Origin of the sequence: Cobetia sp. QF-1 (genome assembly GCF_002213105.1) — a bacterium.
In the GTDB taxonomy this organism is placed as follows: domain Bacteria; phylum Pseudomonadota; class Gammaproteobacteria; order Pseudomonadales; family Halomonadaceae; genus Cobetia; species Cobetia crustatorum.
Map to the genome: position 1 here is coordinate 459,122 of NZ_NBVS01000002.1, position 14,869 is coordinate 473,990.

Genomic DNA, 14,869 nt, shown 5'->3' on the forward strand with positions numbered 1-14,869 from the left:
GTGAGGGTGGCCACGCGATACGGGTGACTTGCAACCGCTACCGCGTGGCGGGGACAGACAGAGGGACAGACTGCTGACTCGCGAGCATTGTCTTGCCAGTGGCAAGGCTCAACGTCTGACGATCAGGAGCTCAGGTCGGCCTGATAGCGCTCAAGCAGTTGCTGGCCTTCTTCGCCGGCACGTGATTTCCAATCCTGGAACAGCTTGTCGCCTGCGGCCTTGAGGTCTTCAGCGAGCTTGGCATCCGGCTCGGTGATGGTGAAGCCCTTCTCCGTCAGCATCTTGGCGCTTTCTGCCGCGTCAGCCTTGCTGGCTTCCCAGCCACGCGTTTCGGCGGCCTTGGCGGCGTCCAGCACAGCCTGCTGGCTGCTCTCATCGAGACGATCAAAGGCACGCTTGTTGACGAAGACGATGTTCTTCGGCAGCCACAGTTTGGCGTCGTTGTAATGTTTGACGTAATCCCACGCCGACATGGACTTGCCGGTGGAGCTTGAGGTGATCATGCCGTCGACGCGACCGGTGCTGAAGGCCGTCGGGATATCGGCTTCTTCGGTCTCGGTGGGCTTGCCGCCGACATTCTCGACGAAGCGCTGGGTATTGATGTTGGGCGCGCGAATACGCAGCCCCTTGAGCTGAGACACGTCAGTCAGATCAAAATCGGTGTAGATACCCTGCGCTGGCCATGCGACGGCGTACAACGGCAACAGACCTTCCTTGGCGAAAAGCTTGGTAATGTCAGGCTTGGAGGCTTCCCAGAGCGCAATGGCTTCCGGATAGCTGGAAGCGACCCCGGGCAGGGTATCCAGCTCATAGATCGGCGATTCGTTGGAGAGAATCGACAGGAAGATCTCGCCGGCCTGGACGGTACCGCGACGCACGGAAGGCTTGATTTCACCGTGGGAGATCAATGAACCACCGCTGTGAACGGTAATGGTCAACTCACCATCGGTGGCTTTTGTCACCTCTTCAGCGAATTGCTTGGTGTTCTTGGTGTGGAAGCTGGCATCGCCATAGGGGGTGGCGAGGTTCCACTGGGCAGCCAGAGTAGTGCCGCTGAACGCCAGTGCACCCGCGGCGGCCAGCCATACGAAAGAGTTGGGCTTACGCATGTCTCGTTCCTCATTATTATTGAAAGTTCTCGGCAGACAATTTCATTCTTCAAGCGACAGCCGGTTCAGTCCAATCGTTAATTCTGATTCACAGTATCGCTAAAACCTTTCATTGCTGTGGGTAATGAAAGACTTTGTTGATATTTATAGACCTTGGTCGAATAAGGCTGTTGGTGGATTTACGAGTCATTTGCCGCCTCTTGGCAGATTGGATGGCGTGTCAAAGGTCGGCAAGTGATGTGTCAACACGACACGCCACCATGGTCATGTTTCAGCAGATGGCTCTGCTGGCACGATGGCATGTTGTTGGGCATAGGTTTCGGCACATTGACGGCCCAGACGAGCGACGCTGGCGCAAAAATCAGGGTAGTTGGCATTGCGCCAGATAGCCTCGTAGATCATCGGGGGGAGTGGCGTATCCAGCGGCAGGCGCACCAGCTCGCCGTGGCTGATGACATCCTCGACGGTGGCCACGGGTAGTACGCCGATACCTAGCCCTTCGCTGCTCATGCGTAGAATCGTCATCAGCGTGCTGGTGCAGTGCACCTTGGGTTGCTTGATGCCTAGCTGCGACAGATAACTGACCAGCTCACTGTAGGGGCGTGCCTGCTTGCTGAAGGAAATGAAGGGTGTATTGGCAAAGCGACTGGTGCCTTCCGCTAGCTGCTGAGCCAGCACAGGGGAGGCGAACATGCCCATTTCGAACGTGCACAACGGCGCTTGAGTGGCATAGGGCCCCATGGCAGCACTATCCATTGCAAACAGCATGTCGAGATCGTTCTCGGCCAGCCGCTGATGCAGGAAGGGCGAGATATCGACGGTCATTTCCAGCGTCAACTTGGGATAGCGTTCTGCCAGTTGGCGCATGAAGGCAGGAAACCAGCTGTTGGCGATCGTCTCGATCACGCCCAGACGCAGGGTGCCGGAAAAGGCACCTTCTTCCTGAAACAGGCGCATGGCTTCTTCACGGCCACTTAGCAGGCGCTCGGCATGCGCAAAGAATTCACGCCCTCGCAAGGTGGGCTGAATGGGACGTGTAGAGCGTTCCAGCAGTGATTCGCCGACGGTCGCTTCCAGACGATTGATGCGGTCCGAGATGGAGGGCTGGGTCAGGTGCAGTTTGGTCGCACCCTTGCGGAACGAGCCGAGCCGCACGACCCAGACAAAGGCCTCGAGTTCCTTGAAGTCGAACATGGCAGGTGCCCCGTGATGAATCGTGATGATCGCCCATCTTGCCGCATGCAGCGCAGGGCGTCAGCTTTCATCACGGGGCGGCACGCATCTCATGCCGGGGCGTGCAGTGTTCTAGCGGGTCAGAGTTGGCCCGCTGACGTGATCACTTGCGGAACAGCTGGCTCTCGCGGTCCTTGAATGCCTTGAATTCCAACGCATTGCCGCTGGGGTCAAAGAAGAACATCGTGGCTTGCTCGCCGGGCTCACCCTTGAAGCGAATGTAGGGTTCAATCTCGAAACTGACACCTTCCGCCTTCAGGCGGTCAGCCAAGGCTTGCCAGGCGTTCATTTCCAGCACGACACCGAAGTGAGGCACAGGGACGCCGTGACCATCGACGGGGTTCTTGTGCTGTGCCACGCCCTGCTTGGCGAGTTCGGTATTCAGGTGGCAGACAAATTGGTGTCCGTAGAGATCGAAATCGACCCAGCTATCAGAAGAACGACCTTCGGGACAGCCGAGAAATTCACCATAAAAGCGCCGCGCTTCTTCAATATCGTGGACTTGAATGGCGAGATGGAACGGATCGCTGACGGCCATGGAAAAGGCTCCTCATGTAGTCGTTTATGATTATTGTGCCTGTCTGCGGCTGATCTTGTGGGCAGTCTTGTCGATAGACTGCGAGGGTCAGGCAGCCTGAAGGGACAGAAACACGCAGCCAGAGATTGGGCAAGCAATCGGGTGCCAATACTTGCATTTCCTCAGGTAATGAAAGATTTCTTCGATATAACGAATCATAAAATACGATTGGATACCAAGGCATGGCCTTACATAGAGTGGAGGCATAACAACACACAAGATCAGCCTGTGAGGTGTCCCTATGTCCCGTTCCGTTTCTGCTCCCGCCCTCCCTCTGCTCAACTGTGACATGGGCGAAAGCTTCGGCAACTGGAAGATCGGCCTCGATGAAGAGGTGATGCCCTTTGTCGATTGCGCCAACATCGCCTGCGGTTTTCATGCCTCTGACCCCAGCATCATGCGTCGTACCGTACGCCTGGCCGTCCAGCATGACGTGCGCATCGGTGCGCATCCCGCTTATCCGGACCTGCAAGGCTTCGGGCGTCGCTCCATGGCTTGCTCGCCCGCCGAAGTCGAAGACATGCTGCTTTATCAGATCGGCGCGCTCGAAGGTATTTGTCGTGCTGAAGGCACCCGTGTGCAGTACGTCAAGCCACATGGTGCGCTCTATAACGACATGGCCGCTGACCCGACACTGCTACGTGCCGTCATGCAGGCCGTGGTGCGTTACGACGCCAGCCTGCCGCTGATGGTGATGGCAACCGCTGATCCTGCTCCGATGCAGGCGCTGGCCGACGAGATGGGCATCACGCTGTGGTTTGAAGCTTTCGCGGATCGTGCCTACGACGCCCGTGGCCATCTGGTGTCACGTCGTGAGCCGGGAGCCGTGCATCACGATAGCGAGGTGATCATCGCGCAATCAGTGACCCTGGCACGCGGTGAGGCACTGACGGACAGCAGCGGTGGCCAGCTAGTGCTATCGGCCGACACGCTGTGCGTGCACGGTGACAATGCCGAGTCCGTGGCGGCGGTTCGCGCCATTCGTGAAGCTTTCGACACCTTGGCGGGTGCCTGATGGCGGGCGCTGGCATACAGACGAGTGACGTGCCTCACTTGCGTCTCGAGACAGTCGGCATGGACACGCTGATCGTGCGGCTGTTCGACAGTATTGAAGAGTCCAACATGGGCTGGGTACTGGCGGCAGATAGCGCGCTGCGCCAGGTATTCGGAGCGGCGCTGATTGACCTGGTGCCGTCCTATACCACATTGCTGCTGCACTACGATGTGACGATGCTTGAAGAGAGCGAGGCGCGTGCACGGGTATCGCAAGCGCTTGAAAATCTATCACCCGATAACGGCCAGCAGGGCCAGCTTCACGAGGTACCCGTGTGGTACGACGACAGTGTTGGACCAGAACTCGTCCCTATTGCCACGCGCCTTGGTATCAGTGTCGAGGCATTGATCGAACGACATTGCGCGCATGATTACTGTGTGTTTGCGCTGGGTTTTGCGCCGGGTTACGCCTTCATGGGCGTATTGGAAGATGCGCTGACGACTCCGCGCCTCAAGACTCCGCGTCAGAAGGTGGCGGCGGGCAGTGTCGGTATCGCTGATCGCCAGACCGCCATCTACCCGTCACGCTCACCCGGGGGCTGGAATATCCTGGGGCGCACACCGTTGACACTGTTTGGGCGTAACGCCGTCGGCGAGCCTTCGAGTCTGTTCATGCCTGGTGATCGAGTACGATTCGTATCGGTCAGCCGCGAAGAATTTCTGCGTCAGGGTGGCGATGTCACACCGCTGGAGGAGCGTTCATGAGTGCCGCATCAGCAGTAGAAAGCGTGGTCACCTTACGCGTCGAGCGAAGTGGCGCCCTGGCACTGGTGCAGGATGGCGGGCGTCTCGGCGTGCGTCATCTTGGCGTCACTCAGGGTGGCGCTGCCGATTGGGTCTCACTGGGCTGGGCCAACTGGTTGCTGGGGAATGCGCCTGATGCGGCGGCGCTCGAGATTACCCTTGGGGGGGGGCTGAGCTTGAAGGTCGAGCAGGGAGGTACTCTAGCCCTGCATGGGGCAGATCTTGCCGCGACCCTCGATGGTGAGCCGCTGTTGCCCGGTCGGGCATTCACGGTAACGACAGGACAGGTAATCAAGTTCGAGCGCCCCGTGACTGGTCTGAGAGCCTATCTCGCCTTTGCGGGCGGGCTGGATGTGGCGCCGGTGTTGGGCAGTGTTGCCTGCGTGGTGCGTGATGGTCTTGGCGGCCTGGACGGTGAAGGCCGCGCGCTGGCCAGCGGTGATGAGCTGCGTGCTGCCCGCAATGAGCTGTCCTTGCGCAAGCTGCCGCAAGCTGCCCTGGACTGGCAAACAGGTCTATCGCCTGCCGACCAGGAGACGGCAATCATTTTGCCGCTGGTGGTTGGAGCGCAAATCGCCGAGTTCAGTGGTGATAGTCTTTATCGTGCCTTCAACAGTGACTGGGCAGTGGATGGCCGCGCTGACCGGATGGGCGTGCGTTTGACGGGTCCACGACTGGAGCGCGATGGGGCGGGAATGGTCTCGGAAGGGATTCCGCTCGGCGCGGTACAGGTGCCGGCGGATGGCCAGCCGATCGTATTGCTCAATGATCGTCAGACCATTGGTGGCTACCCGCGTATCGGCGCCTTGACGCCACTGGCATGTGCACAGCTGGGGCAATGTGTGCCGGGTACTCGTGTACGGCTGGCCGCGGTAACGCCGGGTCAGGCACGCCGTGACTACTTGAGGGCATTGAAAGCCTGGCAGGTGTGATCAAGCGCTTTGCACAAAAAAAGGGCCTCCAAGTGGAGGCCCTTTCGGTTTTCCCGTTAAGGAATCTTTGATGCAGTCGGAGCTGATTGATCAGATCACCTCCTTGATGAACAGATTCCCGGAGAAACATTGCGCGAGCATCGGGAAACTGTGCGCTGATTCGTGGGTAATGAAAGAACACGAAGCAGTGCGGTCGTCATGGAGAGAATATTTACCCTCACATGCCAACGGGTAAAGAACGGTTTATCCCCCGAACGGGACTGTACTTGCAAGAATAACGGTTGACGCAACGCGACGCCAGCAATTTTAGAGCGCTGTTTCCTAATTTTTACCACAATGGCCATTTCGCGGCTTTTCCTTGTCAGAGGTGAGGGCGGCCAGTGCCTGATGCATGCTGTGCAGGACGCTTGCGCAGCCGCCACAGATGTACCTCCAGCCAGCCAGCCTCCAGGGCCTGTGCGATGTTGCGTTGCATCAGTGCGAACGTCGGGCCAAAGATCAATTCGGGCGTCAATGCTCTCGCGGCAAGCATGGCGTTTGATAGCTCTTGAGCATCGCAGCTGCCGAGCGGGTCTCCAGCGTTATCGCTCTGATGTGAGGAACGGGCATGCTGCTGGCGGCGTGCTTGCCAGGCGAGCACTTGATCAGTCAGCTCGACATGTGTATCAACCTCAAATCCGCTGTTGGCCATGGCTTCATGTAGTTCTTCACAGGTCGCGAGCTGATCGGCACGCGTTGTCAGCGCCCAGGGTACCGGTAGCTCAGGTCGCTCGCCGAAGGCTTGTGCCTGCACGCTGAGCACTGGCTCATGCAATATCAGATAACCGTCATCCTCCAGGCAGTCATGCCACTGCTTCAGCACGCCAGGTTTGTCACTGAGGTGCACCAGCAGATGTTGACTTAACACACGATCAAAACGCCGACCGGGTAGTGCCGGGTGCAGCTCGGGGTAGCAGGCGTCGCCTTCAAGAACGCGGATATGCTCGCTCAGTCCCGTAGCCCGATTCAGGGCGATAGCCACTTGGCAGAGACTATCCGAGAGATCGAGTGTGGTGACATGATGTTGGACACCGTTGCGTGCGGACTGGCTTACCAGATGGCGAGCCAGTCCGCCGAGCCCGGCGCCGGGCTCCAGAATCTTGAGTGGAGTGAAGGAGGAAGGTTTCTGCAGCTTGGCCAATGCAAGCAATTCGTGGGTGTCTCCCACGCCACCCAGGTGTAACTGGTCCAATCCGGCCAGTGCCGTTACCGGTACCTCACTGGGCGGATAAGCACTCAGCAGCGCCTCCAGTGCGCTGTTGAGTGCTGCATGACGGCTGGTGGACGCGTAGTGGGATACCTGATCACAGGCCATTTTCAGGTGGCGTGAGGTTGAGCCGCCGGGCTCATCCTCACGATAGTTTTCTGTCATCTCATTCTCCGGCCGTTCGTGGCTCATGGCCGGCCTCTGGTGTGGTTTATCCCATCATCACCTTTTGTATCTTCTGGCCCTTCCTTGGCCATTCATTCATCTAGCCCTAGCTCGGCGGTGGCCGTCTCGCGCATCTTGAATTTCTGGATCTTGCCAGTCACGGTCATCGGGAATTCGTCGACAAACTTGATATAGCGCGGCACCTTGAAGTGGGCAATGCGCCCCTGACAGAACGCTTTCAGACCCTCAGCATCGAGTTGCTCGCCGTCCTTGAGCTTGACCCACGCCATCACTTCCTCGCCATAACGCTCATCGGGCACGCCGATCACCTGCACATCCGATACCGCTGGATGCGTATAGAGGAAGTCTTCTATTTCGCGTGGATAGATGTTCTCGCCTCCGCGAATGATCATGTCCTTGATGCGCCCGACAATCGTGACGTATCCGTCACTATCCAGCGTAGCGAGGTCGCCAGTGTGCATCCATCGGCCACTGTCGATGGCTTTGGCGGTCGACTCCGGATTGTTCCAGTAGCCCAGCATCACGCTGTAACCGCGCGTGCACAGCTCGCCTTTTTCACCACGCGATACCACACGGCCAGTGTCTGGATCGACGATCTTGATTTCCAGATGCGGGTGCAGTGTACCGACGGTGGAGACGCGTTTTTCGAGGGGGGCTTCGCGGGTGGTTTGCAAGCTCACGGGACTGGTTTCGGTCATGCCATAAGCGATGGTGACTTCACTCATGTGCATGCGCTCAATGACTTGGCGCATGACCTCGATAGGACAGATGGAACCCGCCATGGTGCCGGTGCGCAAGCTCGACAGATCAAACTCGCCAAAGCGTGGGTGCTCAAGCTCGGCAATGAACATGGTCGGCACGCCAAACATGGCGGTAGCGCCTTCCTCGCTGACTGCCTGTAGCGTCGCTAGCGGATCAAAACCCGCCTCGGGATAGATGATGGCAGCGCCGTGGGTCAGGCAGCCCAGATTGCCCATCACCATGCCAAAGCAGTGATAGAGCGGCACTGGCATCACCAGCTTGTCGTGCTCGCTGAGATTCATGCGCTCGGCGACGAAGAAGCCGTTGTTGAGGATGTTGTGATGCGAGAGCGTGGCGCCCTTGGGGGCACCAGTCGTACCGGAGGTGTACTGGATATTGATCGGGTCATCGAAGGTCAGGCTCCTTTGAATCTCAATCATCGCTTCATGCGTCACGTTGTCGGCACCACTCAATACATCCTGCCAATGCAGCATGCCGGGGAGTGCATCTCCCGGCTCGAAACAGATCAGGCGCTTGAGATCCGGTAGAGCAACATTGTGAATGCCATGACGCCCTTGCTGTTGAGATGATTCCGGGAATAGCTCCTCAAGAATCGCCACATAATCAGAGCCCTTGAAACGTGACTGGAAGAGCAACGTGGCCGCGCCGGATTGCTTGAGTGCATAGGCCAGTTCGTGGCCACGATAGCTAGGGTTGAGGTTGACCAGCACCACGCCGATCTTGGCGGTGGCGTACTGGATCAAGGTCCATTCGGCGCGATTGGGTGACCAGATGCCGACTCTGTCTCCGCGCGTGATGCCCATCGCCAGAAGTCCGCGTGCGACGCGCTCGACCTCCTGGTGTAGCTCAGTCCAGTTATAACGCAGGTTCTGATGACAACTGATGAGTGCGTCACGCTCCGGGTAGGTAGCGCAGATACGATCGAGGCAGTCGCCGATGGTTTCGCCCATCAGTGGCGTGTCGGAAGTGGCGCTAAGATAGCTGACATCGTGAGCGCTGAATGATGAAGGTGTGGCGGGATGGCGTGAGTCAATGGCGTCCTGTGGCATGGTGCAGTCCTGTGTCCTTGGTTGTTATTGGCGTGGCAAGGCTGTGCAGGGGGAGTCGCCGTTAGGCGGGGTGGTGAGGCTAAAACATGATAGGGCCGCTCTTCGGCGGCGCCATGTGCTACATCAAGTCTTGTTGATGCCTGTCTTCAAGCACTCTATTCAAGTGTGCTGTCTTCAATCATCCGTCTTCAAACGCGCGAGTGCTTCACGGGCACGGCTTTCTACATCGTCAAGCTCACGTTGCATGGTGGTGAGATCGTGCAGCTGGCGCTCGAGTCCTTCGCGTTTGTCGCTCAGAATGCCGAGCAAGCGCGTCAACTGCTTCTCTCCACCGCCATCGGCTGCATCGTAAAGATCGACTACTTCGCGAATCTCGGCCAGCGAAAAGCCTAGCCGCTTGCCGCGCAGGGTCAGCTTGAGGCGCACGCGGTCCTTGTCGCGATAGACACGTGTCTGGCCTCGACGCTCTGGATGCAGCAGGCCTTCCTGCTCATAGAAGCGGATGGTACGGGTGGTCACATCAAAGTGACGTGCCAGCTCACCGATGCTCCAGGTGCGCTGACTAGGGCGGATGCCACCGGAAGTCGTGCTGCTCAGCAGGCCATCTTCGTGGGCGGCAAGTGCTGCCTCTGCCGTCGGGTCCGGAGCGTTTGGCTCTGAAGAGGTATCCATCGGAGTATCCAGAAAAGTGTGTTGAGTCGTCGTGTTTGTCATGGGCGCTGCCGCTCCGTGTACGAGTTACGTAGTGAAATATTCCCATGACGCAGAGGCTGCCAGCGGCACCTAGCCGCTTTTTGCTATAGCCTAGCATTGTTTACGTTAACGTAAAGGGTAATAGTATTTGCATCCAACCAAGCAGATGCTAGGTTGAGTCAGGTCGCATCTTCTCACGCCCGTCTGTGTAATGAAGAGCGTCACGTAGCCGTCCTCCCTAACAACAACAGTCATAGGAATGCCACGCCATGTCTTCGTCTCTCTCTACTCCCACACCTTCTGCTGGTGGTGCACTCGAACTACTGTCGCGCTTGCGCGCTGTCGTGGCCGGCGAAAGCCAGCCGCTGGTACTGCCACAACTGATCAATGGGCAGTTTGTGGAAAGTACTGCTGATCAGCACATCAGCGTGACCAACCCGGCGACGAATACTGAAGTGGCACGGGTACCACTCACGCCGCTGAGTGAATTGGATGACGCACTAGAGCTCGCCGAGCAGGCCTTTCTGCGCTGGCGCAACACGCCGGTACCGACGCGTGCCCGTCTGATGCTCAGCTATCAGCACCTGCTCAAGCAGCATCACGATGAACTGGCCGAGATCATCTCCCACGAGCTGGGCAAGACATTTGATGATGCCAAGGGCGATGTCTGGCGTGGTATCGAGGTCGTCGAGCACGCCGCCAATATCCCGAGCCTGATAATGGGTGAGACGGTAGAAAACGTCGCCACCGGCATCGACAGCTACTCCGTGACCCAGTCGTTGGGTGTATGCCTGGGCATCACGCCGTTCAACTTCCCGGCCATGATACCGCTGTGGATGTTCCCGTTGTCGATCGCCTGCGGCAACGCCTTTGTCCTCAAGCCTTCTGAACAGGTACCGCTGACCACGCTGCGCCTGGCCGAACTGTTCATGGAAGCCGGTGCACCTGAAGGCATCCTGACGGTCGTGCAGGGTGGCCGTGATCAGGTCAATCATCTATTGGCTCACGAGATTCCGCGGACGGTCAGCTTCGTTGGCTCGGTGCCGGTTGGTCAGCATATCTATCGCACCGCAACGGATCATCTCAAGCGTGCCCAGTGTTTCGCGGGTGCCAAGAATCACATGGTGATCATGCCGGATGCCCCGGCAGACCAGGTGGTGAATGCGTTGGTGGGAGCCAGTGTCGGCGCTGCAGGTCAGCGTTGCATGGCGATTTCCGTCGCGGTATTCGTCGGCGATTCCAAGGCACTGATCGAGCGCGTGCGCGATGCGCTGGCTGAAGTGCGTCCTGGTGGCTGGAATGACAAGGGGGCCAGCTACGGGCCGTTGATCTCGCCGCAGGCGCTGGAACGTGTGACGGGCTGGATTGGCCAGGGCGTCGAGGAAGGTGCCGAGCTGCTGCTGGATGGTCGTGGCATTACCGTCGAGGGATATCCCGATGGCAATTGGCTGGGGCCGTGCATGTTCTCCAAGGTGACGCCGGAGATGGTGCTGTATCGCGAGGAGATCTTCGGGCCGGTGCTGTGCTGCATGGAGGCAGCAGATCTGTCCGAGGCCATCGAGCTGATCAACAACAACCCCTACGGCAACGGCACCTCCATCTTCACTCGCTCCGGCGGGGCGGCACGCCGCTTCCAGAACGAGATCGCGGTGGGTCAGGTCGGGATCAACGTGCCGATTCCGGTGCCGCTGCCGTTCTTCTCCTTCACCGGCTGGCGCGGCAGCTTCTTCGGCGATCTGCATGCCTATGGCAAGCAGGCGGTGCGTTTCTATACCGAGACCAAGACGGTGACGGCACGTTGGTTCGATGACGAGCCCACGGACAGCAACCAGCCGAACTTCTCTATTCAGATGCGCTGAAGGCTCTCTTCACAAGACCGCTGAGGGCTCTTCAGATGCGCAGAGGGCTCTCTTTACAAGATCGCTGAGGGCTCTTCAGATGCGCTGAGGGCTCTTCACAGGCTCGCCGAGGACTCGGCGGGCCTGGAGATAAAGAACAAGGACAACAGGAGGCACCTGCATGAACTTTTCGCTGACCGATGACCAGCGTGCCCTGCAGGAGGGGGCGCGCGCCTTCGCCGATGCTGAACTGGCGCCTTTTGCTGCAGAGTGGGACGCCACCTCTCACTTTCCCATCGAGACGCTCAGCAAGGCCGGTGAGGCCGGCTTCATGGGGCTTTATGTCGCCGAAGAGCATGGTGGGCTGGGCCTGCCGCGCTTGGATAGCTCCATCATTCTCGAGCAGCTGGCGACTGGCTGCATCTCGACCACCGCCTACATCACCATCCACAACATGGTCGGCTGGATGATCGCGAGCTTCGCCAGTGACGAGTGCCGCGAGCAGTGGGTGCCGGCGATGGTGGCGGGCGACAAGCTCGGCTCCTACTGTTTGACGGAGCCGGGCAGCGGCAGTGATGCCGCCAGTCTACGCACCCGCGCTGAGCGTGAAGGCGATGACTACTACCTGACCGGGTCCAAGATGTTCATCTCCGGTGCCGGTGCCACTGACGTGCTGGTAGTGATGGCACGCACTGGTTCACCAGACAGCGGCGCGAGCGGTATTTCTGCCTTCGTGGTACCCGCGGATGCAGACGGCATCAGCTACGGTAAGAAAGAAGAGAAGATGGGGTGGAATAGCCAGCCCACTCGCTTGGTGAATTTCGATCGTGTGCGCGTCTCGGCAAACCATCGACTGGGTGAAGAAGGCGAGGGTTTCCGCTTCGCCATGAAGGCGCTGGATGGTGGCCGCATCAACATCGCTACCTGCTCGCTGGGTGCAGCACAGAAAGCGTTGGAGTTGTCGCGTGATTATCTCGGTGAGCGCAAGCAGTTCGGGCGTGAGTTGGGTCAATTTCAGGCACTGCAGTTCAAGTTGGCCGACATGGCGACCGAGCTGACGGCGGCGCGCACGCTGGTGCGATTGGCGGCTTTCAAGCTCGATGAAGGGGATGCCGAGGCCAGTGCCCACTGTGCGATGGCCAAACGCTTCGCCACTGACATGGGCTTCGAAGTCTGCAATCAGGCGCTGCAGTTGCATGGCGGCTACGGTTATATCCGCGAGTATCCGCTGGAGCGGCTGGTACGCGACACACGCGTGCACCAGATTCTGGAAGGCACCAACGAGATCATGCGTTTGATCATTGCGCGTCGTTTGATGACGCCAGGCATGATTGAGTCGCTGGTCTGAGTGGCTGATCCAGGCCTCCCATCCCCTACGGTTAACTTGTCGCAATTTTTTCAGAGGATTACGCGATGTCATCCAGTCAAGCACAGGACAGTCAGGCACGAAACAAGTGTCTCGTTCTTGAGAAAGACCGTCATATCGCACGGATCACCATCAACAATCCGCCGGCCAATACCTGGACGGAAGCCTCGTTGATCGAGCTGGAGCAGTTACTCGATGAACTCGAACGCGATGGCAGTTTGAGTGCGGTAGTGATCACCGGCGAAGGCGACAAGTTCTTCTCCGCCGGTGCCGACCTCAAGACCTTCGCCGATGGAGACAAGGGCGTGGCCTCAACCATGGCGCGCCGTTTCGGGCTGGCTTTTGAGCGACTGGCCAACTTCCCGGGTGTCACGATTGCTGCCGTCAACGGCTATGCCATGGGCGGTGGACTGGAATGTGCGCTGGCGTGTGATATTCGCATTGTTGAGCGTCAAGCCAGGTTGGCACTGCCGGAGGCCAAGGTCGGTTTGCTGCCGTGTGCAGGGGGAACTCAGCATCTGCCGTGGCTGGTGGGTGAAGGCTGGGCCAAGCGCATGATTCTGTGCGGTGAGCAGGTGGATGGCGAGACGGCGGGTCGTATCGGGTTGGCAGAAGAAGTGGTCGAGAAAGGCCAGAGTCTTGAACGCGCGTTGGCGATCGCCGAAAGCGTGGCCAACCAGAGCCCGAGCGCCGTGGCGCGCTGCAAGGCGCTGATAATGTCGTCACGTCATCGTGGCATGAATGACGGCCTGCGCATGGAGCGTGAGCTGTTTGTCGAGCTGTTTGATGATCCCAATCAGAAGGAAGGCGTCAGTGCTTTCCTCGAGAAACGTGCGCCTCAGTGGGTGACAAGCGGCGAGGGTCAAGGGAGAGAGCAGTCATGAGTCATATCGAAGGGGTCAGCAGTACATCGGTGGCCGCTACCGAAGCATCGGTTGTTTTCGAGACGCGTCGTGCACGCGATGGTAAACAGCTGGCGATTATTCGTCTCAATGCGCCGCGTGCACTGAATGCGCTGTCGCTTGAGATGATTGAACGTATTGAGGCTCAGCTGGATGCATGGGAGCTCGATAGCAGCATCGCCATGTTATGGCTGGAAGGTGCCGGCGAACGGGCACTCTGTGCTGGCGGCGATATCGTGGCACTTTATCAGGCCATGACGACAGCGCCTGCGGGTGAAGGGAGTGATGCTGAAGCGCTCGAAGACTTCTTTGCCACTCGTTACTTCACGGCGGAATATCGACTGGACCACCGCTTGCACACCTTTCCCAAGCCGCTGCTGGTCTGGGGGGGCGGTATCGTGATGGGCGGCGGCATGGGCCTGTTCACAGGGGGCAGCGAACGCGTCGTCACCGAGACATCACGCTTGGCGATGCCGGAAGTCAGCATCGGACTCTATCCGGACGTAGGTGCCAGCTGGTTGCTCAATCGTTTGCCGCGTGGGCTGGGTGAGTATCTTGGTGTGACGGGGGCGCAGTTGAATGCACGTGATGCATTGGATCTTGGCATTGCGACGCGACTGATTCCCGATGGCGAGCGTGAGGCGCTCAAACAGGCGTTGTGCGATGGCGAGTTTGGTCGGCACCCGATGCGCCATCTTGGCCGAGTGCTGAGCGCGTTCGAGCATCGCGAGCTCGCGCCCCCTGGGCAAGTCGCACCGTTGTTTGATCACCTGCAGCAATTGGTCGCGGGTCAAGAAGTGCAACAAGCCTGTCAGCAGATTCTCGATGATCCGCAAGCACGCAAGGACTGCAATGCCTGGCTACATGCTAATCGTGAACGACTCGCCTCAGGTTGTCCCAGCTCGCCGCATCTGGTGTTCCGCATGTTGTCGCGTCATCGCCATTCTTCACTGGCCGAAGCCTTCCGTGATGAATTGACGCTTTCCGTGCGCTGTTGTCTGGGAACTGAGCTTGCTGAAGGCGTACGCGCGTTATTGATCGATAAGGATAAACAGCCGCAGTGGGCCTATCGCGGAATCGCTGAGGTATCGGAGGAATATATCGATGGCTTCTTCGCCCCATTGTGGGAAGAGGACGAGCATCCGCTAGCGGATCTGTAAGCACTGTCGGGCGCAGTGT

13 protein-coding genes are annotated in these 14,869 nt (G+C 58.7%); 7 read left to right on the forward strand and 6 right to left on the reverse strand.

Annotated elements, in window-relative coordinates; all coding sequences use genetic code 11:
• Positions 1 to 122 precede the first annotated feature (122 nt).
• The 3 genes from CFN46_RS05295 to CFN46_RS05305 form a co-directional block, all read right to left on the reverse strand.
• On the reverse strand, positions 123 to 1,109 hold the full coding sequence (locus CFN46_RS05295; protein WP_024951877.1) for a TRAP transporter substrate-binding protein: 987 nt from the start codon (positions 1,107 to 1,109) through the stop codon (positions 123 to 125).
• Between the two features lie 264 nt (positions 1,110 to 1,373).
• Positions 1,374 to 2,303, reverse strand: a complete 930-nt coding sequence (locus CFN46_RS05300; RefSeq protein ID WP_088742891.1) for a LysR family transcriptional regulator — start codon at positions 2,301 to 2,303, stop codon at positions 1,374 to 1,376.
• 142 nt (positions 2,304 to 2,445) lie between these two features.
• Complete coding sequence (locus CFN46_RS05305) at positions 2,446 to 2,880, reverse strand: VOC family protein (RefSeq protein WP_088742892.1); 435 nt, start codon at positions 2,878 to 2,880, stop codon at positions 2,446 to 2,448.
• Positions 2,881 to 3,160: 280 nt separating this feature from the next.
• Between CFN46_RS05305 and CFN46_RS05310 the strand changes: the two genes are divergently transcribed.
• Genes CFN46_RS05310 through CFN46_RS05320 form a run of 3 tightly spaced genes read left to right on the forward strand, consistent with a single transcriptional unit; the run spans position 3,161 to position 5,648 of the window.
• Complete coding sequence (locus CFN46_RS05310; protein ID WP_088742893.1) at positions 3,161 to 3,934, forward strand: 5-oxoprolinase subunit PxpA; 774 nt, start codon at positions 3,161 to 3,163, stop codon at positions 3,932 to 3,934.
• Entirely contained in the window at positions 3,934 to 4,677 is a 744-nt protein-coding gene (locus CFN46_RS05315) for an allophanate hydrolase subunit 1 (RefSeq protein WP_088742894.1), read from the forward strand. The genes CFN46_RS05310 and CFN46_RS05315 overlap by 1 nt, the downstream gene beginning before the upstream one ends.
• Positions 4,674 to 5,648 carry a biotin-dependent carboxyltransferase family protein gene (locus CFN46_RS05320; RefSeq protein WP_088742895.1) on the forward strand — a complete coding sequence of 325 codons (975 nt, stop codon included), beginning with the start codon at positions 4,674 to 4,676 and terminating at the stop codon, positions 5,646 to 5,648. Before CFN46_RS05315 ends, CFN46_RS05320 begins: the two co-directional genes overlap by 4 nt.
• Positions 5,649 to 6,009: 361 nt before the next feature.
• Here CFN46_RS05320 and CFN46_RS05325 read toward each other — a convergent pair whose 3' ends face one another.
• The 3 genes from CFN46_RS05325 to CFN46_RS05335 form a co-directional block, all read right to left on the reverse strand.
• Positions 6,010 to 7,086: a cyclopropane-fatty-acyl-phospholipid synthase family protein gene (locus CFN46_RS05325; RefSeq protein WP_088742896.1), complete on the reverse strand. Its 1,077-nt coding sequence runs from the start codon at positions 7,084 to 7,086 to the stop codon at positions 6,010 to 6,012.
• Positions 7,087 to 7,151: 65 nt separating this feature from the next.
• Entirely contained in the window at positions 7,152 to 8,891 is a 1,740-nt protein-coding gene (locus CFN46_RS05330) for an AMP-binding protein (RefSeq protein WP_024951884.1), read from the reverse strand.
• Positions 8,892 to 9,065: 174 nt separating this feature from the next.
• Positions 9,066 to 9,563 (reverse strand): MerR family DNA-binding transcriptional regulator, encoded by a 498-nt coding sequence (locus CFN46_RS05335; RefSeq protein ID WP_024951885.1) that lies wholly within the window; start codon positions 9,561 to 9,563, stop codon positions 9,066 to 9,068.
• A 290-nt stretch (positions 9,564 to 9,853) separates the two neighbouring features.
• Between CFN46_RS05335 and CFN46_RS05340 the strand changes: the two genes are divergently transcribed.
• The 4 genes from CFN46_RS05340 to CFN46_RS05355 all read left to right on the forward strand — a co-directional run bounded on the left by CFN46_RS05340 (position 9,854) and on the right by CFN46_RS05355 (position 14,850).
• The gene (locus tag CFN46_RS05340; RefSeq protein WP_088742897.1) at positions 9,854 to 11,443 is read left to right on the forward strand and encodes a CoA-acylating methylmalonate-semialdehyde dehydrogenase; all 1,590 of its coding nucleotides are present in this window, start codon (positions 9,854 to 9,856) and stop codon (positions 11,441 to 11,443) included.
• A 160-nt stretch (positions 11,444 to 11,603) separates the two neighbouring features.
• Positions 11,604 to 12,770, forward strand: a complete 1,167-nt coding sequence (locus CFN46_RS05345) for an acyl-CoA dehydrogenase family protein (RefSeq protein ID WP_088742898.1) — start codon at positions 11,604 to 11,606, stop codon at positions 12,768 to 12,770.
• A 65-nt stretch (positions 12,771 to 12,835) separates the two neighbouring features.
• Positions 12,836 to 13,672: an enoyl-CoA hydratase gene (locus CFN46_RS05350; RefSeq protein WP_088742899.1), complete on the forward strand. Its 837-nt coding sequence runs from the start codon at positions 12,836 to 12,838 to the stop codon at positions 13,670 to 13,672.
• Entirely contained in the window at positions 13,669 to 14,850 is a 1,182-nt protein-coding gene (locus CFN46_RS05355) for an enoyl-CoA hydratase/isomerase family protein (RefSeq protein ID WP_088742900.1), read from the forward strand. The genes CFN46_RS05350 and CFN46_RS05355 overlap by 4 nt, the downstream gene beginning before the upstream one ends.
• Positions 14,851 to 14,869: the final 19 nt, after the last annotated feature.